23 protein-coding genes are annotated in these 20,163 nt (G+C 59.0%); 10 read left to right on the forward strand and 13 right to left on the reverse strand.

Features of this window, described 5'->3' with window-relative positions; all coding sequences use genetic code 11:
* Nucleotides 1-86: 86 nt before the first annotated feature.
* From GS620_RS15905 to GS620_RS15930, 6 genes are all read left to right on the forward strand, one after another.
* Complete coding sequence (locus GS620_RS15905) at nucleotides 87-275, forward strand: hypothetical protein (protein WP_171331375.1); 189 nt, start codon at nucleotides 87-89, stop codon at nucleotides 273-275.
* Nucleotides 276-378: 103 nt separating this feature from the next.
* On the forward strand, nucleotides 379-1,212 hold the full coding sequence (locus tag GS620_RS15910; RefSeq protein WP_171206060.1) for an EAL domain-containing protein: 834 nt from the start codon (nucleotides 379-381) through the stop codon (nucleotides 1,210-1,212).
* A gap of 190 nt (nucleotides 1,213-1,402) precedes the next feature.
* On the forward strand, nucleotides 1,403-2,578 hold the full coding sequence (locus tag GS620_RS15915; RefSeq protein WP_170346332.1) for an acetyl-CoA C-acetyltransferase: 1,176 nt from the start codon (nucleotides 1,403-1,405) through the stop codon (nucleotides 2,576-2,578).
* Between the two features lie 186 nt (nucleotides 2,579-2,764).
* Complete coding sequence (gene phbB, locus GS620_RS15920; RefSeq protein ID WP_171331376.1) at nucleotides 2,765-3,487, forward strand: acetoacetyl-CoA reductase; 723 nt, start codon at nucleotides 2,765-2,767, stop codon at nucleotides 3,485-3,487.
* Nucleotides 3,488-3,786: 299 nt separating this feature from the next.
* Nucleotides 3,787-4,734, forward strand: a complete 948-nt coding sequence (locus GS620_RS15925) for a transcriptional regulator GcvA (protein WP_171616847.1) — start codon at nucleotides 3,787-3,789, stop codon at nucleotides 4,732-4,734.
* Nucleotides 4,731-5,597 carry a DMT family transporter gene (locus GS620_RS15930; RefSeq protein ID WP_171616849.1) on the forward strand — a complete coding sequence of 289 codons (867 nt, stop codon included), beginning with the start codon at nucleotides 4,731-4,733 and terminating at the stop codon, nucleotides 5,595-5,597. Before GS620_RS15925 ends, GS620_RS15930 begins: the two co-directional genes overlap by 4 nt.
* Here the strand turns inward: GS620_RS15930 and GS620_RS15935 are convergent.
* From GS620_RS15935 to GS620_RS15945, 3 genes are all read right to left on the reverse strand, one after another.
* Nucleotides 5,594-5,758: a YdcH family protein gene (locus GS620_RS15935; RefSeq protein WP_083445267.1), complete on the reverse strand. Its 165-nt coding sequence runs from the start codon at nucleotides 5,756-5,758 to the stop codon at nucleotides 5,594-5,596. The two genes, GS620_RS15930 and GS620_RS15935, sit on opposite strands and share 4 nt — an antisense overlap.
* A gap of 115 nt (nucleotides 5,759-5,873) precedes the next feature.
* Nucleotides 5,874-6,653 (reverse strand): tRNA1(Val) (adenine(37)-N6)-methyltransferase, encoded by a 780-nt coding sequence (locus GS620_RS15940; protein ID WP_171616851.1) that lies wholly within the window; start codon nucleotides 6,651-6,653, stop codon nucleotides 5,874-5,876.
* On the reverse strand, nucleotides 6,650-6,865 hold the full coding sequence (locus GS620_RS15945) for a DUF2007 domain-containing protein (protein WP_152456800.1): 216 nt from the start codon (nucleotides 6,863-6,865) through the stop codon (nucleotides 6,650-6,652). Before GS620_RS15945 ends, GS620_RS15940 begins: the two co-directional genes overlap by 4 nt.
* Before the next feature lie 56 nt (nucleotides 6,866-6,921).
* On the opposite strand from GS620_RS15945, the gene GS620_RS15950 reads away from it, so the two are divergent.
* Nucleotides 6,922-7,920: a polyprenyl synthetase family protein gene (locus tag GS620_RS15950; protein WP_171616853.1), complete on the forward strand. Its 999-nt coding sequence runs from the start codon at nucleotides 6,922-6,924 to the stop codon at nucleotides 7,918-7,920.
* Here GS620_RS15950 and GS620_RS15955 read toward each other — a convergent pair.
* The 4 genes from GS620_RS15955 to soxR all read right to left on the reverse strand — a co-directional run bounded on the left by GS620_RS15955 (nucleotide 7,913) and on the right by soxR (nucleotide 12,778).
* The gene (locus GS620_RS15955) at nucleotides 7,913-8,734 is read right to left on the reverse strand and encodes a 4-(cytidine 5'-diphospho)-2-C-methyl-D-erythritol kinase (RefSeq protein ID WP_171616856.1); all 822 of its coding nucleotides are present in this window, start codon (nucleotides 8,732-8,734) and stop codon (nucleotides 7,913-7,915) included. The genes GS620_RS15950 and GS620_RS15955 overlap by 8 nt on opposite strands.
* Entirely contained in the window at nucleotides 8,724-10,394 is a 1,671-nt protein-coding gene (locus GS620_RS15960; protein ID WP_171616939.1) for a tetratricopeptide repeat protein, read from the reverse strand. Before GS620_RS15960 ends, GS620_RS15955 begins: the two co-directional genes overlap by 11 nt.
* 145 nt (nucleotides 10,395-10,539) lie before the next feature.
* Nucleotides 10,540-12,186, reverse strand: a complete 1,647-nt coding sequence (locus GS620_RS15965) for an electron transfer flavoprotein-ubiquinone oxidoreductase (protein ID WP_152456797.1) — start codon at nucleotides 12,184-12,186, stop codon at nucleotides 10,540-10,542.
* Between the two features lie 136 nt (nucleotides 12,187-12,322).
* A complete protein-coding gene (soxR, locus tag GS620_RS15970) occupies nucleotides 12,323-12,778 on the reverse strand; it encodes a redox-sensitive transcriptional activator SoxR (RefSeq protein WP_171119728.1) in 456 nt (151 codons plus the stop codon).
* Nucleotides 12,779-12,864: 86 nt separating this feature from the next.
* Here soxR and GS620_RS15975 point away from each other — a divergent pair, with 86 nt between their 5' ends.
* The 3 genes from GS620_RS15975 to GS620_RS15985 all read left to right on the forward strand — a co-directional run bounded on the left by GS620_RS15975 (nucleotide 12,865) and on the right by GS620_RS15985 (nucleotide 14,957).
* On the forward strand, nucleotides 12,865-13,245 hold the full coding sequence (locus GS620_RS15975; RefSeq protein WP_171206067.1) for a VOC family protein: 381 nt from the start codon (nucleotides 12,865-12,867) through the stop codon (nucleotides 13,243-13,245).
* Between the two features lie 231 nt (nucleotides 13,246-13,476).
* Nucleotides 13,477-13,947, forward strand: a complete 471-nt coding sequence (greA, locus tag GS620_RS15980) for a transcription elongation factor GreA (protein WP_152456794.1) — start codon at nucleotides 13,477-13,479, stop codon at nucleotides 13,945-13,947.
* A 14-nt stretch (nucleotides 13,948-13,961) separates the two neighbouring features.
* A complete protein-coding gene (locus GS620_RS15985) occupies nucleotides 13,962-14,957 on the forward strand; it encodes a hypothetical protein (RefSeq protein WP_171363548.1) in 996 nt (331 codons plus the stop codon).
* Here the strand turns inward: GS620_RS15985 and GS620_RS15990 are convergent.
* Genes GS620_RS15990 through GS620_RS16015 form a run of 6 tightly spaced genes read right to left on the reverse strand, consistent with a single transcriptional unit; the run spans nucleotide 14,954 to nucleotide 20,159 of the window.
* Complete coding sequence (locus tag GS620_RS15990) at nucleotides 14,954-15,547, reverse strand: GNAT family N-acetyltransferase (protein WP_367397109.1); 594 nt, start codon at nucleotides 15,545-15,547, stop codon at nucleotides 14,954-14,956. The genes GS620_RS15985 and GS620_RS15990 overlap by 4 nt on opposite strands.
* Complete coding sequence (glp, locus tag GS620_RS15995; RefSeq protein WP_171616941.1) at nucleotides 15,544-17,589, reverse strand: gephyrin-like molybdotransferase Glp; 2,046 nt, start codon at nucleotides 17,587-17,589, stop codon at nucleotides 15,544-15,546. The genes GS620_RS15990 and glp overlap by 4 nt, the downstream gene beginning before the upstream one ends.
* A gap of 20 nt (nucleotides 17,590-17,609) precedes the next feature.
* The gene (mobB, locus tag GS620_RS16000; protein ID WP_171331383.1) at nucleotides 17,610-18,101 is read right to left on the reverse strand and encodes a molybdopterin-guanine dinucleotide biosynthesis protein B; all 492 of its coding nucleotides are present in this window, start codon (nucleotides 18,099-18,101) and stop codon (nucleotides 17,610-17,612) included.
* A complete protein-coding gene (mobA, locus tag GS620_RS16005) occupies nucleotides 18,098-18,742 on the reverse strand; it encodes a molybdenum cofactor guanylyltransferase MobA (RefSeq protein ID WP_171616858.1) in 645 nt (214 codons plus the stop codon). The genes mobB and mobA overlap by 4 nt, the downstream gene beginning before the upstream one ends.
* Entirely contained in the window at nucleotides 18,739-19,275 is a 537-nt protein-coding gene (locus GS620_RS16010) for a hypothetical protein (protein WP_171331384.1), read from the reverse strand. Before GS620_RS16010 ends, mobA begins: the two co-directional genes overlap by 4 nt.
* A complete protein-coding gene (locus GS620_RS16015; protein ID WP_171616943.1) occupies nucleotides 19,272-20,159 on the reverse strand; it encodes a formate dehydrogenase accessory sulfurtransferase FdhD in 888 nt (295 codons plus the stop codon). Before GS620_RS16015 ends, GS620_RS16010 begins: the two co-directional genes overlap by 4 nt.
* Between the last annotated feature and the right edge of the window lie 4 nt (nucleotides 20,160-20,163).

Here is a 20,163-nt window from a genome sequence, read left to right on the forward strand (position 1 = left end):
GGCTGAAACCTGCTTGTGCCTTGAATCTCGGTCATTCAGCGCCATATCAGTCGATGGGCGCCGTGTGTGAGTGAGCGAGGGTCGGTATGAATCGTTTGGCAACCATTTCAACATTTTTCGGCCTGTTCGGCCTGTTGATGGCCATGCTCGCAGCCCTTGGGGGCGCCATTGCAGCCCTGATCGCGTTGGGTTTTGCAATGATGGCCCTAGGTGCGATGGGCGCGATACTTGGCGCGGCAGCTTCTTTGGCGCGCGCGTGGCAATCCACCCGCTAAGCCCGCGAGACGGAAATTTTTCCGAACCCTTAACCGCAGATTCATCTCTTTGCCCCGAGACTGTGACCGGACACCTGTCCCGGACACATGGGAATCCGCGCTTATGGGAAACAAAAAACTGGCAAATCTGCCTGAGGGGTCGGACAGCCCGTTGAATGCGGCCGTTTCGACGCGGGATCGTTCGGTTGTGCAGATGGCAACCGATGCCGTGAAGCATAAGCAATGCAAACTGGCTTTTCAGCCGGTGATACAGGCGCACGCCCCGTACCGAGTCGCGTTTTACGAAGGGTTCATTCGGGTTCTGGACGAAACCGGCCGCGTCATCCCGGCGCGCGAATTCATGCCTCAGGTCGAAAACACTCCTATCGGCCGCGATCTGGACTGCGTCGCGCTGGAGCTTGGGTTGCGCACATTGGCGAGGAACCCGGAAATACGCCTGTCGATCAACATGTCTGCGCGCTCGATCGGTTATTCCAACTGGTCCAGAATACTGGACAGATTCCTGAAACGAGATGCCGGATTGGGCGAACGCTTGATCCTCGAAATCTCCGAAAGCTCGGCCATGCAGGTGCCTGAGCTGGTTGTCGACTTCATGGACCGCTTGCAGGATCGCGGCATCGCTTTTGCGTTGGATGACTTTGGCGCCAGCAATTTCAGCTTTCGCCATTTTCGCGAGTTTCTGTTCGACGCAGCCAAAATCGATGGACAGTTCGTTCGGGGCATCAGCCACGATCCCGACAACCAGACTTTGGTGCGGGCTCTGATCGCGGTGGCCCGTGAATTTGAAATTCTGGTTACGGCCGAATCGGTTGAAACGCAGGAGGATGCCGCTTTTTTGGTGGCAAGTGGCGTGGATTGCCTGCAAGGATTCTTGTATGGCGCACCCAGTGTCGTGGAACCCTGGAAGCAGGAAAACAGATCAAAAACAGGAAGTTGATTGCCTGTTCATCGACATTTTCCTACCATTTCCGACACTGAGACAAGCTGCCCGTTGCTGCATGTGCAGCGTTACGCTATTGCAAGGGTACTTGAGCGGGGGATCACGGGGCGCTCTTGTTTCGAAAGGACACCTTTCGACCTGCGCCGTCAGAAATTCCGCTGGCCCATGACGGTAAAGGACTGATCATATGACCAACGTAGTAATCGCATCCGCCGCACGAACAGGTGTTGGCAGCTTCAGTGGTTCGTTTGCGAACACACCTGCCCATGATCTGGGCGCTGCCGTTCTGGAAGCAGTTGTCGAGCGCGCCGGAGTGGAAAAAGGCGAAGTCAGCGAAACCATTATGGGTCAGGTTCTGACTGCCGCCCAAGGCCAGAATCCCGCGCGTCAGGCGCATATCAATGCCGGCCTGCCACAGGAAAGCGCCGCATGGGGCATCAATCAGGTTTGTGGCTCGGGCCTGCGCGCCGTTGCTTTGGGCGCCCAGCATATTCAGCTGGGAGACGCGGAAATCGTCGCTGCTGGTGGTCAGGAAAACATGACGCTGTCACCCCACGCCGCCGCGCTGCGCGCCGGTCACAAGATGGGCGACATGAAGTATATCGACACGATGATCCGCGATGGCTTGTGGGATGCTTTCAACGGCTATCACATGGGTCAGACTGCCGAGAATGTTGCAGAGAAATGGCAGATTAGCCGCGAGATGCAGGATGAATTCGCCGTTGCTTCGCAGAACAAGGCCGAAGCAGCCCAAAAGGCCGGCAAGTTCGCAGACGAAATCGTGCCCTTCACCATCAAGACCCGCAAGGGCGACATCGTGATGGACAAGGACGAATACATCCGTCATGGCGCAACCATGGAGGCCATGGCCAAACTGCGCCCAGCCTTCACCAAGGACGGTTCGGTCACCGCTGCCAACGCCTCGGGATTGAACGACGGCGCGGCCGCGACACTGCTGATGTCAGCCGAAAACGCCGAAAAGCGGGGAATCGAACCTCTGGCGCGCATCGCGTCCTATGCGACCGCTGGTCTGGACCCTTCGATCATGGGCGTCGGCCCGATCTATGCATCGCGCAAGGCACTGGAAAAAGCAGGCTGGTCGGTAGACGATCTGGACCTGGTCGAGGCCAACGAAGCCTTTGCCGCGCAGGCTTGCGCGGTTAACAAGGATATGGGCTGGGATCCGTCGATCGTGAACGTAAACGGCGGCGCCATTGCCATCGGCCATCCGATCGGTGCTTCGGGGTGCCGTGTTTTGAACACCCTGTTGTTCGAAATGAAGCGACGCGATGCGAAAAAGGGTCTGGCCACCTTGTGCATCGGCGGTGGCATGGGCGTTGCCCTTTGTGTGGAGCGCGACTAAGCGCTTTGACAATCAAATAGAATTAGGCGCCCAGTGGGCGCCTTTTTTTGTTACATTGAGGTTCTAACCCTTGGATGCGACGATATTGCCGCCCGGAAACCGAGATTCAAAACGAAACAATATTGCGCACAACCATCTCTCAGAGTAACAGCATTACTAAGACGACTAAAATTGAAGGAGTCATAAATGGCACGAACAGCACTCGTAACCGGCGGTTCCCGCGGCATTGGCGCAGCAATTTCCAAGGCGCTAAAAGCCGAAGGATGTAACGTTGCGGCCACCTATGCAGGAAACGACGAAGCAGCCGCAAAATTCACCGAAGAAACCGGGATCAAGACCTACAAGTGGAACGTCGCGGATTATGACGAATCCAAAGCGGGCATCGAAAAGGTCGAAGCTGAGGTTGGCCCCATCGATGTGGTCGTTGCCAATGCTGGCATCACCCGCGATGCACCGTTCCACAAAATGACGCCGGATCAGTGGAATGACGTGATCGACACCAACCTGACTGGCGTGTTTAACACCGTGCACCCCATCTGGCCCGGCATGCGCGAGCGCAAGTTCGGCCGTGTCATCGTCATCAGCTCGATCAACGGTCAGAAAGGCCAGTTCGCTCAGGTGAACTATGCAGCGACCAAGGCGGGTGACCTGGGCATCGTGAAATCCCTGGCGCAGGAAGGCGCGCGGGCGGGGATCACTGCCAACGCGATCTGCCCCGGCTATATCGCAACCGAAATGGTAATGGCAGTGCCTGAGAAGGTGCGCGAGTCCATCATTGGCCAGATCCCGGCCGGCCGCCTGGGTGAGCCGGAGGAAATCGCGCGCTGCGTGGTCTTCCTGGCATCGGACGATTCGCAGTTCATCAACGGTTCGACGATCTCGGCCAACGGTGCGCAGTTCTTCGTCTGATCCAGAGTTGTGAACAAAAACGGGCCGGTCCTTTTGGGCCGGCCCTTTCTGATCCCGTAAGAACGCGCGCGCTGCGATCAGCGGGAACCCAATATCCATCCCCAAAACTGCCAGACCACCCTGCTGCGCTCTTGGTGGGCACGCAGGATCGCCATCTGGGCGGCGGGATTCGTCGTCATCTCGATCATGGCAGTCTCCTTTTTTCAAATCAGTTTTGTTTGACCTGATGTGAATATGGAGGCTAAAAACACACACGACAAACGAGCTTTCTTGAGACTTCAATTAAGTTTTTCTTCACTATGAGTGACTATCTGCCTCCGCTGACCGCGTTGCGTGCTTTTGACGCCGCAGCCCGGCACATGTCTTTTTCGAAGGCGGCGGAAGAGCTGCTTGTGACGCCAGCTGCCCTGTCCTTTCAGATCAAGTCGCTTGAAGAACACCTTGGCCGGCCGCTGTTTCGTCGTCTGAACCGCGCCGTAGAACTGACCGAGGCGGGCCGTGCCCTTGCGCCTGGTGCGGCAGAAGGGTTTGCCACCTTGCAAGCCGCATGGCGTGCGGTGCGCAGACAGGAAGATGACACAAGCCTGACCGTCACCGCGGGCCCAGCTTTGACCGCCAAGTGGCTGGCGCCGCGGCTTTACGAATTTGCTCGGGCGCATCCCGAGATCGATCTGAAATTCTCGGCCACGCTGCGCAACATGGATCTGGAACGGGACGACGTGGACGTCGCCATCCGCTTCGGGAATTCGGCCGATGACGGGCTGTATTCCGTTCCCGTCAGAAAGGAATGGCTGACCCCTGTAATGACGCCCGAACTTGCGGAACAATTCACCACGCCGGAAAGCCTTGAAGGGGCCCCGCTGATCCATGACGATTCGATCAGCTTTCTGACCCCGCCTTGTGATTGGCCCGCTTGGTTCCGTGCTGTCGGAATGGATTTCACTCCGACCCATGGCGCGCATTTTTCCAATGCAGATCACGCGATTGATGCCGCTGTTGCCGGTGTCGGCGTGGCACTGGGGCGACGCGCCATGATTCTCAAGGACCTGACCGAAGGCCGCTTGGTTGCGCCGTTCAAGGTGGCCCTGGAAACACAAGGCCGGTTCCGGTTTCTGTGCCTGCCGGGGGCTGAAAAGAAACCTCAGATCGCGGCGTTTCGCGATTGGTTCCTGACCGAGATTGAAAAAACCGCGCATATATCGGATGAGTTCAAAATCATACCGATTGAAGAGGTTTCCCGCCCATGACCAAAATGCGCGCAACGGCCATCGGCTTCGTGGCTGTCTTGCTATGGGCCTTGCTGGCGTTGTTCACTGTCGGGTCGGCGCCCACGCCGCCCCTGCTGCTGAACACGATCTGCTTTTCGATTGGTGGAGCGCTTGGGCTTGTCTGGGCGACGGCGACAGGTGGTCTGAGCGATCTAAAGCAAGTCCCCTGGACGACCTACCTGTTTGGCGCATTGGGCCTGTTTGGCTATCACGCGCTGTATTTTTCGGCCCTGCGCATGGCGCCGGCTGCCGAGGCCGGGCTGATCGCATATCTCTGGCCTCTGCTCATTGTGCTTCTGTCGGGCCTGCTTCCAGGTGAACATCTGCGTATCGGCCACCTGATCGGGGCCTGCCTTGGATTCGCAGGGGCCGCTGTCATCATTGCCGGGGGTGGCGGCGCGGGCTTTCAGGCCCAATACCTGCCCGGATACGCATTGGCTTTGCTTTGCGCACTGACATGGTCGGGCTATTCCGTTCTATCACGCAAACTGGAGGGCACGCCGACCAGTTCCGTCGCAATATTCTGCCTTGCGGCTGCACTGGCTTCGGGTCTGCTGCATCTGGCTGTGGAAGATACTGTACTGCCCGATACGGCACTGGGCTGGGCGTCGGTGCTGGCACTCGGCCTTGGGCCCGTCGGGCTGGCGTTCTACGTCTGGGACATTGGCGTCAAGCAAGGCGACATTCAAATCCTCGGAACCTCATCCTATGCGGCCCCGTTATTGTCGACCCTTGCTTTGGTGGTGGCCGGGATCGCGACCCCGTCCTGGGGGCTTGCGATCGCGGCCTTTCTGATCACCGGCGGGGCCTTGATCGCGGCCCGCGCCAGCCTGAAAACTTAAGCGGACAGGCGTTCGATCTCTTCTTTCAGCTTGAGCTTCTGTTTTTTCAACTGAGCAATATGGAGATCATCGATACCTGGCGAGCGTTGGGCTTGTTCTACTTCTAGACCGAGAGATTCGTGCTTTTTCTTCAGTTCCGTCAGATGTGCGCTCACGCTCATTGCGATCCTCCTTGTTTATGTGTCTGTATGTCACGTAAGAATTTGACCACATCGTTTCCACCCTGTCACGCTGCAGACGCACAGAATCTGTAACAAATCCGACAAATTCGGCTGGTCATTGCCGATGGCACAAGTTCCGAGGCAATGGAGCGGCCTGTCGAAGCACGGCTGAGACCGCTTCGGTATAGCTTTCACCGTCATTTTCGTGGCGCTCACCGGCGTGCAGAATCAAAGGTGCATGGAGGCGAAATGCCGCGCGTCCCCCTTTGCGGGCGCTCAGGATGACCAGCTCTGCCTCGCGGCCCACCCGCGCGCTGAGCGGCAGCACCTCGATTGAACCCAGTTTCCCTTCACAAGCCGTCAGCATGTCGGGAAGACGGTCGGCTTTCTGGATCATGTGCAGGAACCCCCGAGGGGCAAGGCGTTTGGCCGCCACGGTGATCCAGTCCATCAGAGGCGTATTTTCACCCAGGGCAATGCTCCGCCCTGCGTCGCTGGCGGGGCTATGCGCCCCAGAACGGTAATAGGGCGGGTTCGCGATAACGTGATCAAAGTGACGCTGTCGGAGGTCATCAGGCAAAGCGTTCAGGTCAGCCTCGATCACGTCCAGATCACAGCCGTTGATTTCCGAATTGCGGCGGGCCAGCTCCGCATAGGCCGGTTGCAACTCGATCCCAACCAATTGCAGCCCCGGCACCCGCGCGGACAGGCACAGAATGGCAGCCCCCGCGCCACACCCCAGTTCCAGCACGGATTGCCCGGCCTTTGCAGGGACGGATGCGGCAAGCAAAACAGGGTCTACTCCGGCGCGGTAACCTGACGCAGGTTGCAGCAATCGCACCCGGCCACCAAGGAAATCGTTGCACGTCAATTCATTGTCGTCAAAGCGCATCATCGGCCCAGCGGGATCTCGTTGTCGCGCATCACACGCTCGGCCCGGGTCAGGTCTTCGGACCGAACCATCAGTCGACGGGGAAAGATCCCGATACCACCTTCGAGGATGCTCATATTTACGTCCATCTGAAAGCAGTCTATATCCTCGCCCTCAAGGAGAGCGGATGCAAAGGCCAGGATTGTCGGATCGGTACTGCGCAACAGTTCTTTCATGGGGATGGATGTAAGGGCAAGGCGAGGCGAAAGTCGAGCCTTGTATCAGGAGTGTGATGACCGTCGACATGATCTCAAAACCGCATGAGCGTCTGGCTGAAATTCTGGCGGGCGAGATGGAGGCCGTGAACGGGCTGATCCGCACGCGGATGGCATCGGACCATGCGCCACGCATCCCGGAAGTGACGCGGCATCTGGTCGAAGCAGGTGGAAAACGCCTGCGCCCGATGCTGACACTGGCCGCAGCACGCCTGTTTGGCTATTCCGGCGACCACCATGTGCGTCTTGCTGCGACGGTCGAGTTCATTCACACCGCCACCCTGCTGCATGACGACGTCGTGGATGAAAGCGCACAGCGACGGGGCCGCCCGACCGCCAATCTGCTTTGGGACAACAAATCCAGCGTTCTGGTTGGCGATTACCTGTTTTCACGCAGTTTCCAGCTGATGGTGGAAACGGGCTCGCTGCGCGTTCTGGATATCCTGGCCAATGCCTCTGCAACCATTGCCGAAGGCGAAGTGCTGCAAATGACGGCCGCAACCGATCTGCGCACGGATGAAAGCGTTTATCTTCAGGTCGTGCGCGGCAAGACGGCGGCATTGTTTTCAGCCGCGACCGAAGTGGGCGGCGTGATCGCAGGCGCCTCGGAAGAGCAGGTCAAAGCGCTTTTCGACTATGGCGATTCACTGGGCATCGCGTTCCAGATTGCCGATGACCTGTTGGATTATCAGGGCGACAGCAAAGCGACCGGGAAGAATGTTGGCGATGACTTCCGTGAACGGAAACTGACCCTGCCCGTCATCAAAGCCGTGGCGCAATCCACGCCGGAAGAACGCGCCTTCTGGGAACGTACGATCGAAAAGGGCCGCCAACAGGACGGGGATCTGGATCAGGCGCTGGGGCTGATGAACAAATACGCCACGCTGGAAGAAACCCGGCAAGACGCTTTGGGCTGGGCCAACAAAGCCAAGGCGTCGCTGGACGTGCTGCCGGATCATGAGATTCGCAGCCTGTTGCGCGAATTGGCCGATTACGTGGTTTCACGTCTCAATTGAGCTGCGTGGCGCGGCACCACCAATCGGGATGGGCTGCGCCGATCTCGTAGGCCGCGAAATGCGCGTCTTTCATCGTCGGATAGAGCGCAAAACAGGTTGATCCTGACCCTGACATGCGCACTACGAGCGCGCGATTGGTCATCTGCAACTCGTCCAACACCTGATCGATCTCAGGTGCGACGTTCATGGCGGGCACTTGCAGATCGTTTCGTTGATTGCGCAGCCACTGGGCGCACTCATCGGCATTTTCAAACTCAGGTGTGCTTTCAGGCATTGGCGGGTTTTCTTTGGACGCCAGCGCGTTGAAAACGGCACCGGTGGGCACCTGTACATTCGGGTTGACCAAAAGGGCGGGCAGGTGCGGAAGGTTCACCGCCGTCAAACGATCGCCAATGCCCTGCATTCTGATCGCCCGACCTTCCAGGCAGACGGGGACATCCGCCCCCAATGACAACGGCAGGCCCTGCGGGAGGTCGTGGCCCTGATCTGCCAGGGCCCCAAGCGTGGCCGCAGCATCAGACGACCCTCCGCCAATGCCCGCCCCATGGGGCAGGGACTTGGTCAGTTGGATATGACCGGTCCAACCGACAGCTTCTGCCGCCCTCCAGACCAGATTTCGGCTGTCCGTGGGGACTCCGTCGGCAAACTCGCCGCGCACCTCCATGGACAATTCGGGGCCGGGGGTAAATGTCAGCCGATCACCCAGATCGGCGAATACAACCAGCGAATCCAACAGGTGATAGCCATCGTCTCGACGGCCAGTCACATGAAGGGTCAGGTTGATCTTGGCGGGCGCAAACGCCTTAATTTCCATTGGCGACTTTCAATGGCTCCGAACCTTCTTCGGCCAGAACGGCATCCAGCCCGACTTCGATCTTGCGCCGGATTCGATCCGGATCGGCTTCGCCGTCCGTGTCTTCCGGGTCGATAAAGGACAAGGCGCGGCTCCACTGAAACTCGGCCTCGCGCGCGCGCCCGACAGCCCAATAGACGTCACCCAGGTGATCGTTGACCACCGGATCCACCGGCATCAGCTCAACCGCACGTTCCATGTGTTCGACGGCCTCGTCGTAACGCCCCAGACGGAACAGAACCCAGCCCAGACTGTCCACGATATAGCCACTGTCCGGACGCGCAGCTACTGCGCGCTCGATCATATCCAATGCTTCATCCAGCTTTTCTTTGCGCTCAACCAGCGAATACCCCAGGTAATTCAGAACCTGAGGCTGATCCGGGTTCAGTTCCAGCGCCCGACGGAAATCAGCTTCGGCCTGGTCCCATTGCTTCAGCCTTTCATGACTGATTCCACGAGCATAATGCAGGAACCAATTCCCACCCGCCGCGCTGTCCGTCAGCGCGATCGCAGTGTCATAAGAGGCCACGGCAGCGGCATAGTTTTCTTGTCGGCGCTGCAAGTCTGCCAAAGCGACATGCACACCCGGAAAATCAGGATCTTGCGCAGCCAGGTTCTGCAACACCTCGACGGCCGCATCGGTTTTTCCCGAACGGTCCAGAACTTCGGCGCGGCCCAATTCGGCCGCATGGTGATCGTTGCTGTCCGCCGGGACCAGGCGGTATGCCTCAACCGCCAGATCATATTGATGCAAGTTGTCCAGCAGATCCGCGCTCAGCAAAATGGCATCCGTATGATCGGGGCGCAGGAAACTGGCCAAGCGTGCGTACAGCAGAACGTAATCGGCCGAAGCTTCGCTGTTCAATGCGGCACCGACGGTGAAAAAAATCTCGGCCATGCCGTCCTGAGCGGATCGGACATGGGTGAACGGCAGTGTTTCACCCGCCGCCAACTGGCTCAAATACGCCTCGATGGTCGGGTCACTGCCCGCCACAAACACATCGCCCAGAAACTGAATGGCGTCTTCGTTGCGATCCAGCTGCGACAGAATCTCGGTGCGGGCCAAGGCGGCACGACGAGAGAACCGGGCAACCGTTCCATCATTGTCGGCAAGTATCGCCTCGGCGCCTTCGAAATCACCGATAGACGCCAATGCCATCGCCTTGTGGTAAAGCGCGAATTCCCTGAGGCCATCCTGTGTGGCGACAGAATCGAACTGTTCCATCGCCTTGGTCATCTCACCCTGCCCCAGATGGGCCCAGGCGATCATCAGGCCGTCAACAAGGGGGCCAACTCCCTGTGTTTCAGGGTCCCGGGCCAGCAGGTCGTCAAATTTCCCATCGGCGATCAGATTGGCCGAAATCACCATACGCGCTGCCTGGCTGGGAAGGTTGGCTTCCTCGATCTGCTGGGCGATCGGCAGCGCGCGCGCCACTTCCCCCAAAGCGATGCGTGCAACGACAACGCTTTCCTGCAACAGCGCATTTTGGGGATCAAACCTGAGGGCCTGAGCGTAATATCTTTCAGCGGCAGAATAGTCGTTTTCGTAAATCGCCTGCCGCCCGGCCAGATAAGACCCGGCGCCCGTTTCCGAAAAGGCCGGAACCGCGACCGACGACATGAACAGCACGGACAAAGCCGCGCGACGAACCAGGGAAAACACCGAAATCCTGCCTTGCTATCGTTGACTGAGGGGTAAGCTAGGGCTTCGGCAGGCAAGAGGCAATGGCAGAGCCTTCACAGCGCCGCCATTGCCCGTTTTTTGCTTACATGTTCGGATAGTTTGGACCGTCGCCGCCCTGCGGTGTGGTCCAGGTGATGTTCTGGCTGGGATCCTTGATGTCGCAGGTTTTGCAGTGAACGCAGTTCTGGAAGTTGATGACGAACCGCGGGCCGCCCTCATCCTCGACCACCTCATACACACCCGCAGGGCAATACCGCTGCGCCGGCTCATCGTATTTGGGCAGGTTGACCTTCACGGGGATCTCGGGATCGGCCAGACGCAGATGGCAGGGCTGGCTTTCCTCGTGGTTTGTCGCTGCGAACGAGACATTCGTCAGACGATCGAAGGACAGCGTTCCATCCGGCTTTGGGTAATCGATTGGCTGGTGCTTGCTGGCATCCTCGGTCGATTCCGCGTCGTTCTTGCCATGGCCCAACGTGCCGAAAAGCGAAAAGCCAAACGTGTTGGTCCACATGTCCAGACCACCCAACATCAGGCTGGCGGTCAGACCCCATTTCGACCACATCGGTTTGACATTACGAACCTTCTTCAGGTCGGAGCCAATCGCGCCATTGCGAACTTCGGTCTCGTAAGCCGTCAGCTCATCGCCCGAACGCTCGGCCTTGATCGCTTCGAAAGCAGCTTCGGCTGCAGCTTTGCCTGACAGCATCGCGTTGTGGTTGCCTTTGATGCGCGGCACGTTGACCATGCCTGCCGAACAGCCCAACAGCGCCACGCCCGGCGCGACCAGTTTCGGCATCGACTGATAGCCGCCTTCCGTAATCGCACGGGCGCCGTAAGCCACGCGCTTGCCGCCTTTCAGCAGATCGGCCACCATGGGATGGTGCTTGAAACGCTGGAACTCCATATAGGGGTACAGATGCGGGTTCTTATAGTTCAGGTGCACCACGAAGCCGACATAGACCTGATTATTTTCAAGATGGTAGATGAAGGATCCGCCGCCTGCGTTACTGCCCAAAGGCCAGCCCATCGTGTGCGTCACGCTGCCTTCCTTGTGCTTGGCAGGGTCGATCTCCCAGATCTCTTTCATGCCGACACCGTATTTCTGCGGCTCTTTGCCGGCAGACAGGTCGTATTTGGCGATCACTTCCTTGGACAGCGACCCGCGCACTCCTTCTGACAGGAAGACATATTTGCCGTGCAGCTCCATCCCCGGTTCGGTGTTGGGGCCATAGGAACCGTCTGCCTCCAGGCCAAAAACGCCTGCTACCACGCCTTTGACTTCGCCATTGTCGCCATAAACCATTTCCGAGCAAGCCATGCCCGGAAAGATCTCGACACCCAGTTCTTCGGCCTGCTCAGCCATCCAGCGGCACACATTGCCCATCGAAACGATGTAGTTGCCGTGGTTGTGCATCAGCGGCGGCATCGGGAAGTTCGGGATACGCACCTGGCCTGCTTCACCCAGCATGTAGAACTTGTCGTCCTTCACGGGCACATTCAGCGGCGCGCCTTTTTCTTTCCAATCCGGGATCAGCGCATCCAGACCACAGGGATCAAGAACCGCGCCCGACAGGATATGCGCGCCAACCTCGGACCCTTTTTCCAGAACGACAACGTTCAGGTCGGCATCCAGCTGTTTCAGACGGATGGCCGCCGACAGGCCCGCAGGACCTGCACCCACGATCACCACATCGTATTCCATCGCTTCGCGTTCAATCTCGGCCATCGCGGGCTCCCTAGCTAACTTTCCGAATTGGCGCTGTCACCGCATGATCTGCGCAATTTTGTTTCACGGCTGATTACATGGTCGGAAAGACATTGGTCAATCGAAACACGGCGTAACAAGGGCGCTATTCGACACATCACCCCTCTGGTGCATCCCCCATCAGGTACCTGGGACCGCTACCATGCGATTTTGCCCGGTCATCGGGGTTGTAGAGCGCACATTTCGGCAGGCTCAGACACCCGCATCCGATGCAGCCATCCAGATTGTCGCGCAACCGCTTTAGGGTGTCGATTCGCTGATCCAGATGGGCCCTCAGCTGTACGCTGATCGCCTTCCAGTCCTGAGGCGTCGGCGTGCGGTTTCCGGGCAGGCCCGACAGCACCCGCCGGATTTCCGGCAGCGTCAGGCCGAACTGCTGCGCAATCATGACAAAGCTCAGCCGCCGAATATCGGCCCGCTGATAGCGCCGCTGTCCGCCCGCGTTGCGCCAAGGCGAAATCAGACCCTGCGCTTCGTAATACCGGATGGCCGACACGGCCAGACCTGTGCGCCGGGCCAATGCGCCAATCGCCAGCCCCTCTGATGCCGCCATCAAACCCTCATGAAAAATTCCTTGACCTAAAGTTAGGTTTAGAAATTACGCTGACTCGGGACAAGCCAAAAAACACAGGAGATCCCATGATGGCGACGCTTGAACACACCAACTTCACTGTCCGCGACCCGAAGGCCTCGGCCGATTGGATGCAAAAGGTCTTTGGCTGGAAAACCCGTTGGGAAGGCCCCGCAATTGCCGGCGGATACACGGTGCATGTCGGTTCGGCCCATACGTATCTGGCACTGTACAAACCTGACGACCCGAAGCAGTCAGATGAAAGCAGCTATGATGTGATCGGCGGGCTGAACCACGTGGGTGTTCTGGTCGAAGACATCGATGCCACCGAAGACAAGGTTCGCAAGGCAGGATTCGAGCCCCACAACCATGCCGATTACGAACCAGGGCGCCGGTTCTATTTCCGTGATGACAACGGGATCGAGTTCGAAGTGGTGCAATATGATTGAGATGATTTGGCTTTGCACCCCATCACAGCGTTGGCGCAGGTCGCGGCATCCCGATCATCGGCACAGGCCCCACCCCAAATCAAAACGGCGCGAAGTCGCGAATTGATCGCTGCTGACGCTGTCACCTCTTGCAATTCACGTGGCATTTGGGTCAGGTAACTGCCAATCTAACATTCGCCCCGACGCTCCTGTGCGGCGGGGCGACTCAATTTATGCGTGGACGTAGAGAGTATGGAAAAGATCCCGATGACGCCTGCGGGCAATGCCGCGCTCGAGGCTGAGCTGAAGAACCTCAAATCCGTTGAACGCCCGGCGATCATCGAAGCCATCGCCTCGGCGCGCGAGCTGGGCGACCTGAAGGAAAACGCCGAATATCATTCTGCCCGTGAAAAACAGGGCTTCATCGAAGGTCGCATCAAGGAACTGGAAGGTATTCTGTCGCTGGCCGATGTCATCGATCCGGCAAAATTGTCGGGTGCGGTCAAGTTTGGCGCAAAAGTCACATTGGTCGACGAAGATACCGAGGAAGAAAAGACCTGGCAGATCGTCGGTGAATACGAGGCCAATATCGAAAACGGCCTGCTGAACATAAAATCCCCCATCGCCCGCGCCCTGATCGGCAAAGATGAAGGGGACAGTGTCGAAGTGCGCACACCCGGCGGCGTGCGCTCTTACGAAATCCTGAGTATCGAGTACGCCTGACCGGAGCGCATGTAATGTCGGGGCCAAAACCTGACCCGGAAACCGAAAAGCCGACGTCGCTGGGCATCTATGATCGCCCGAAGACTCCGGCTGTCACCGAAATCGAGATTGCCGCACTGGTGCTCAGCCTGATCTGGCTGGTGGTGTCGGTCGTCTTTCTCGTGCTGCCCGGTCAGGGGCAGAACGGTGGCTTTGTCGTCGCCTTTCTGGCCGTGTTCATGCCCGTGGCGATGATCTGGGTTGCGGCCACCGCGATGCGCGCCAGCCGGGTGATGCGAGAGGAAAGTGCGCGGTTGCAAACGGCAATCGACGCGATCCGGCAGACCTATGTGGCGCAGCAGCAGCGCGCCTCCAGCACCTATGAACCTGCGGTGACCAAAAAGCTGGATGAAATCGCTGCGGCCACACGGAAAACCGAAGACGCCCTGGCAACGTTCTCGACCAAACGCACGGCGCGTTCTGCCACGGCCACGCAGTCTTCCGCTCAGGGCGACCAGACCTCGTTGGAACTGGGCACACCTGCGGAAGAGATCACACCGCCGCTGAGTACCGAGGTTTTCATCCGCGCCCTGAATTTCCCCGAAACGCAGGATGACACCGAGGGGTTCAATGCGCTGCGTGTTGCATTGAAGGACCGCAAGACGGCACAGCTTGTGCAAGCTTCGCAGGATGTTCTGACGCTGCTCAGCCAGGAAGGCATCTACATGGATGACTTGCGGCCCGACAAGGCCCGGCCAGAAATCTGGCGCCAGTTCGCCCAGGGCACACGCGGGCGCGCCGTGGCGGCGCTGGGGGGCGTGCGCGACAGATCCTCACTTGCGCTGACGGCAGCCCGGATGAAACAGGATCCGATTTTCCGCGACGCCGCGCACCATTTCCTGCGTCGGTTTGACAAGATGATGGCCGAGTTCGAACCCACGGCAAGCGATGCGGAACTGAGTGAACTGGGTGAAACCCGAACGGCCCGCGCGTTCATGTTGCTGGGTCGCGTGGCGGGCACGTTTGATTAATCCGGCCCGACAATCCACGACATTTTGGTCGCGCTGCTGAAATTGAACAGATACTTCAGCGGTCCGGTTTTTTCTTGACCCATGGGCTGGAATCCCTCGCGCTCGTAAAGGCTGCGGGCGCGGGGGTTCGTGTCGATGACATCAAGCTGAACCTCTGACATGTTGCGGTTGCGGGCCTCGGACTTGATGGCATTCAGCAATGCCGTGCCCACTCCTTTGCCGCGCGCCTCGGCAGCGACAAAAATACCATCCATCTGGAACACGCCCGGTTTCAATTCGCGCTCCAGCACGCTCAGAACCGACGCGCGCCAGGTCGCCCCGAACCAACCATAGACCTGCGCCAGACCAGACATATTGCCCCCCGCAAAAGAGCCGTCACGTGTCTTGAAACCTGCCAGACCCAGTATCCGGCCCGTTTTATCCCGTGCAACCAGCGCGAAATCCGGGTTCAATGCGATTTCAAAGAAAGCCAATCCTTTTTCGTCCGGCCCCATGACTTTGCCCAGTTTTGCCGCAAATGCCTGCCAGAACAGTGCCGCCGTTTGCGCGCGTTCCTGATTGGCGAACCCTCTTGAAATCGTGACCGTCACAACCCGAAACTTCCATACGGAAGGAACCGGACCATATCGCCCGGTTTGACATGGCGCGCACCGTCCTCGATTTCGACCAACCCTTCAGCCCAGCTGAGGCCACTGATCCGGCCTGATCCTTCCGAGTGGAAAACCTCGGCCCGCCCATCCCGCATTCTTGCTCGCAGATATTCCCGGCGACCGGGCTTCTTGCGCTTTTCAAAGGCGGCAGGCACTTCGAAACCTTGCGGTTCAGCCCAGCCTTCGCCGGACATCAGCCCCAAAGCCGGACGCGCGAAAATCAATGTACAGACCATGGCGGCAACCGGATTTCCGGGCAGGCCAAACACCGGCACGCCAGACCACAATCCCAAAGCCAGCGGCCGCCCGGGTTTCAACGCAATGCGCCAGTGCTGCATCGCTCCGGCCTGACGCAACAGGGCCGAAACATGGTCTTCGTCACCCGCTGACGCGCCACCACTGGTCAAAATCACATCCGCCTGTTCCGCAGCCTGATCCAATCGATCCCGCAAGGCGTCCCGATCATCCGAAACACGCCCCATATCCACGGGCACGAACCCCATACGTTCGATCAAGGACAGCAGCATTGGGCGATTGGCGTCGAAAATCTGACCCGGACCAGCGCTCTCTCCGGCTTCGACCAATTCATCACCCGTAGAGACCACGGCCACGCGAAGCGGTTTGCGCACGTTGACTTCGGCAATCCCCACGGCAGACAGCAGCGCAAGATCGGCAGGGGTCAGCCTGCGCCCGGCAGCAAGGGCGACATCGCCTGCGGCCACATCTTCTCCCGCGCGCCGTGTGTTGGCGCCTTTTTTCAGCGGACCGAGGAAGGCTATGTGGCCGTCCTTGACCGTGACATCCTCTTCCAGAATGACCGTATCGACACCGGCAGGCAGCGCCGCCCCCGTCAGCACGCGCAAGGCCCGACCTTCAGGCACGTCACCGTCGAACGGGATCCCTGCCGCCGCGCGCCCGTCAATCAATGGCATGATCTGCGGGCCATCAGCGACGGGACCGGCAAACCCGTACCCATCCACGGCCGTATTCGGTTGCGGCGGGTTCGAACGTCGGGCGACCACATCCCCAGCCAGAACGCGCCCGCATGCCTTGGTCAGCGCCATCGTCTCAGATGCGGTAATCGGGTGCAGCCTGTCACGCAAACAGGCCAGCGCCTCATCCACCGGTGTCCAGTTGACCCCGGCGGGCAACGCGAAGCAATCGTTCCGCAACGGGGGCGGGGTTATGTTCGGCTTGTCCTGAGGCACACCCAATATCCAACCTTCCTCTGCCGCTGAGACGTTCAATTGCGCATCCAACTCCTGCTCTGTCAAACGCGACAGAGTCAAGGCGACCTGTTCAACCTGCCAGGCATCCTTGATCCGCCCATCCGGTGCAGCGCCAAGGGTTAAAGACGGCCAGATTTCCACGAAGGCGACAGGTTTATCCAGCAGCTCGAACGGCCAGACCGAAATTTGCCCGGCAAACCGATGGCGAAGCCGGTTCAGAATCGGCAGCCCCATCATGATTTGGCCGCCAACTGCGCCTGCCCCTGCCATCTGCCAGCAGGTGAAGCTTCCTTTTGCCAGAGTCTCAACGGCGCGACGGTTCGGGAACGGGTTGGAATAGCCTGTTTTGGTACGCGGCAGGCCGTGAATATCTCGGCGCAATCCATTCATCCAGAACGGACCACGGCCGCCAAACTGAAGGTTGATCCGACCCGCCAGATCAAAGCGGTTGTTGGCCTTCGGGGAATCCTCGACATGTTGCTCGAACCAATCCCACAACACCAGCGGATCGTCCGTTCCGGTCATCGCCCGTGCGAAGCCGCAAGGATATCCAAAAGGAAAATCGAACCCAAGAAGCAGACGGCGACCGGCCTTAAGTTCGGCGCGGATCAGAGCATCCAACCTCTGCTCGGCTATCCGCCTGTTACGCAGGTATTCGGGGTCAAGCGCTTTTCCGTTTCGTACAATGCAAGCCCAGATCGCATCCTTGCGCGGGGTCGGCCCGGTGTCGTTTCCGCCAGACCAATCCACCATTACAAAGGTCTGGAACAGGCTCACAAACCGACCTCTTTCAGGATGAAGTCAGCAATCCCGACGGTATAGTCCAGATCATAGACCGGGCGGTCCAAATCCAGCGGAGTGTCGCTGGCCACCGCGCGGATGGTGCCATTTTCCGGTGCCATCAGCGCATGGCCCGCCGCGGCGCGATACGCTTCGATCTTGGGGTGGTCCTCGCGCTTGAAGCCTTCGACCAACACCAGATCGACCGGCGAGAGCCGCGCCAGAAGCTCGGCCAGCGGCGGTTCAGGCGCGCCCCGCAATTCCTGCATCAAAGCAATGCGTTGCCCCGAGGCAAGCAGCACCTCGCTGGCCCCCGCAACGCGGTGCCGGTGACTGTCCGTGCCCGGCTGATCCACATCGACGCCGTGATGCGCGTGCTTGACCGTAGAGACCGTAAAGCCCCGGCTGGTGATCTCGGCCACCAGCCGTTCCATCAGCCCGGTTTTGCCGGCATTCTTCCAGCCCGTGACGCCATAGACCCTCATGCCTGCTCCAACAGTGTTCGGGCACGATCCAATTCTTCAGGCGTGTTGACGTTGAAAAACGGATCAAACGGGTCGGCGCTGAACAATGCCTCGCGTCCTTCATGATTGTCGGTCCACAGCACCACCTTGCGCAACCCGTCCATCAGCGCCGCCCGCAGATCATCGCGCAGCGCCACGGGCCAAAGCCCGAATGTCGGGTGTCGGTTGACTCGCTTGCCGCCACCGGATTTCAGCGCCTCGTCGCCCGAACGCGGCGTGGTGGCCAAGACCAACGGGTGTACCTGCCCTTCCGCAGCCTGCGTCAGTCGCGTAACCAGATCGCGCGGGAAAAATGGCGTATCCGCAGCAGCTGTGACGATGCTGTCCGCCCCCTGCTCTGCCGCCCAGTCGAGCCCGGCCAGCACACCGGCCAGAGGCCCAGCGAACCCTTCGATCGTGTCAGGCAGGACGGGCAGGCCCAGATCAGCGAAGCGCTCAGGGTCGCCATTCGCGTTCAACGCCAGCCCACTTACCTGTGGGGACAAACGGTCAACCACATGGGACAGCAGGCTCTGCCCCCCGATCTGCAACAGGCCCTTGTCGCCGCCGCCCATACGGGTGGCCTGCCCGCCTGCAAGAATGACGCCAAGCGGTTTCGTCATGATGGGTCCTCGATTTCCGGCCATTTTTGGAATTTCTCCAGCGGTGTGAAAATCCAAACCCCACTACCCGCACCCAGCAAAATGAAACACAGGCTCACAGGAAGTCCGGAAAAGTCGGCCAAAACATGGCTCAAGCGAATGAAAGCGAAAAAGAGCACCAAAACCGCCACAGGCGCGAAAAACAACCAGAAAAAGCACCGATACCTGCGAAGTGATCGTCTGATTTCATCTGGCAAAACGACTGAGTCTGGCAAACCTTGAAGAAGGATACGTTGCAATACGGCGCTTTGTTTTTGCACCGCCAATCCCCAAGCTGCCCATCCCATCCGGAAGGGGGCAAACAGGTCGAATGTGCCGATGTATTCTCTTGCCTCCCACCCCAATCGATCCAGAGTTTCTTCGTCCAACCGTGCCATGCCCTCTACGATTGCCCGTTTGCTGCGTGCGTAGTTTCGCGCAGCAAGAATGCTCAGCGGCAAGATACTGACTGCAACGACAAACAGGAAAAAAAGTCTAAGGGTTTCCAAAATCATCCTGCACTTTTCCGGCGGTGTTTCCTGTCTTCGACAGCAACGGTTGACGGGTCCACGTCGCGCAGCAGGCGATCCTCACCCGACAGGCAGACAAAGCGCTGGCCGCGCATCCGCCCGATCAGCGTCAGCCCGACCTCGCGCGCGATCTCGACGCCCCAGGCGGTGAAGCCCGAGCGGGAGGCCAAAACGGGGATTCCCATCATCGCCGTTTTGATCACCATCTCGGATGTCAGGCGACCGGTGGTATAGAGGATCTTGTCCTCCGCCGCCTCATTCTCGGACAACATCCAGCCAGCAATCTTGTCGACGGCATTATGACGGCCCACGTCCTCCATATAGACCAGCGGGCGGTTTTCGCGGCACAAAACAGTGCCGTGGATTGCTCCGGCCTCGAGGTACAGCGACGGAGTGCGGTTGATTTTGGACGCCAGGTCGTACAGCCACGACGTCCGCACCTGAACCTGCGGCAATTGCACGTCTTCAAGACCTTCCATCATGTCGCCAAACACCGTACCTACGGCACACCCGCTGGTGCGGGTCTTTTTCTTCAGCTTGTCCTCGTAAGACGTCTGGCGCGCGGTGCGGACGATCACGGTTTCAAGATCGTCGTCATATTCCACGCGCGTGATTTCGTCATCCGCCAGCAGCATCCCCTGATTGCGCAGAAAGCCCAGCGCCAGGTATTCGGGGTAATCGCCAATCGTCATCGCCGTCACGATTTCCTGCGAATTGAGGAAGATCGTCAGCGGGCGTTCCTCGACCACAGATATCTGGCTGATTTCACCGTTCTGATCCACACCCTCGACCGCTCGGGTCAGGCGCATCGCACCCGGATCAGGGGCGATAAGATAGTCCGACAGATCGAATTCCGTGGCCAATTGCAACCCC

Source organism: Ruegeria sp. HKCCD6428 (assembly GCF_013110595.1).
Classification (GTDB): Bacteria; Pseudomonadota; Alphaproteobacteria; order Rhodobacterales; family Rhodobacteraceae; genus Ruegeria.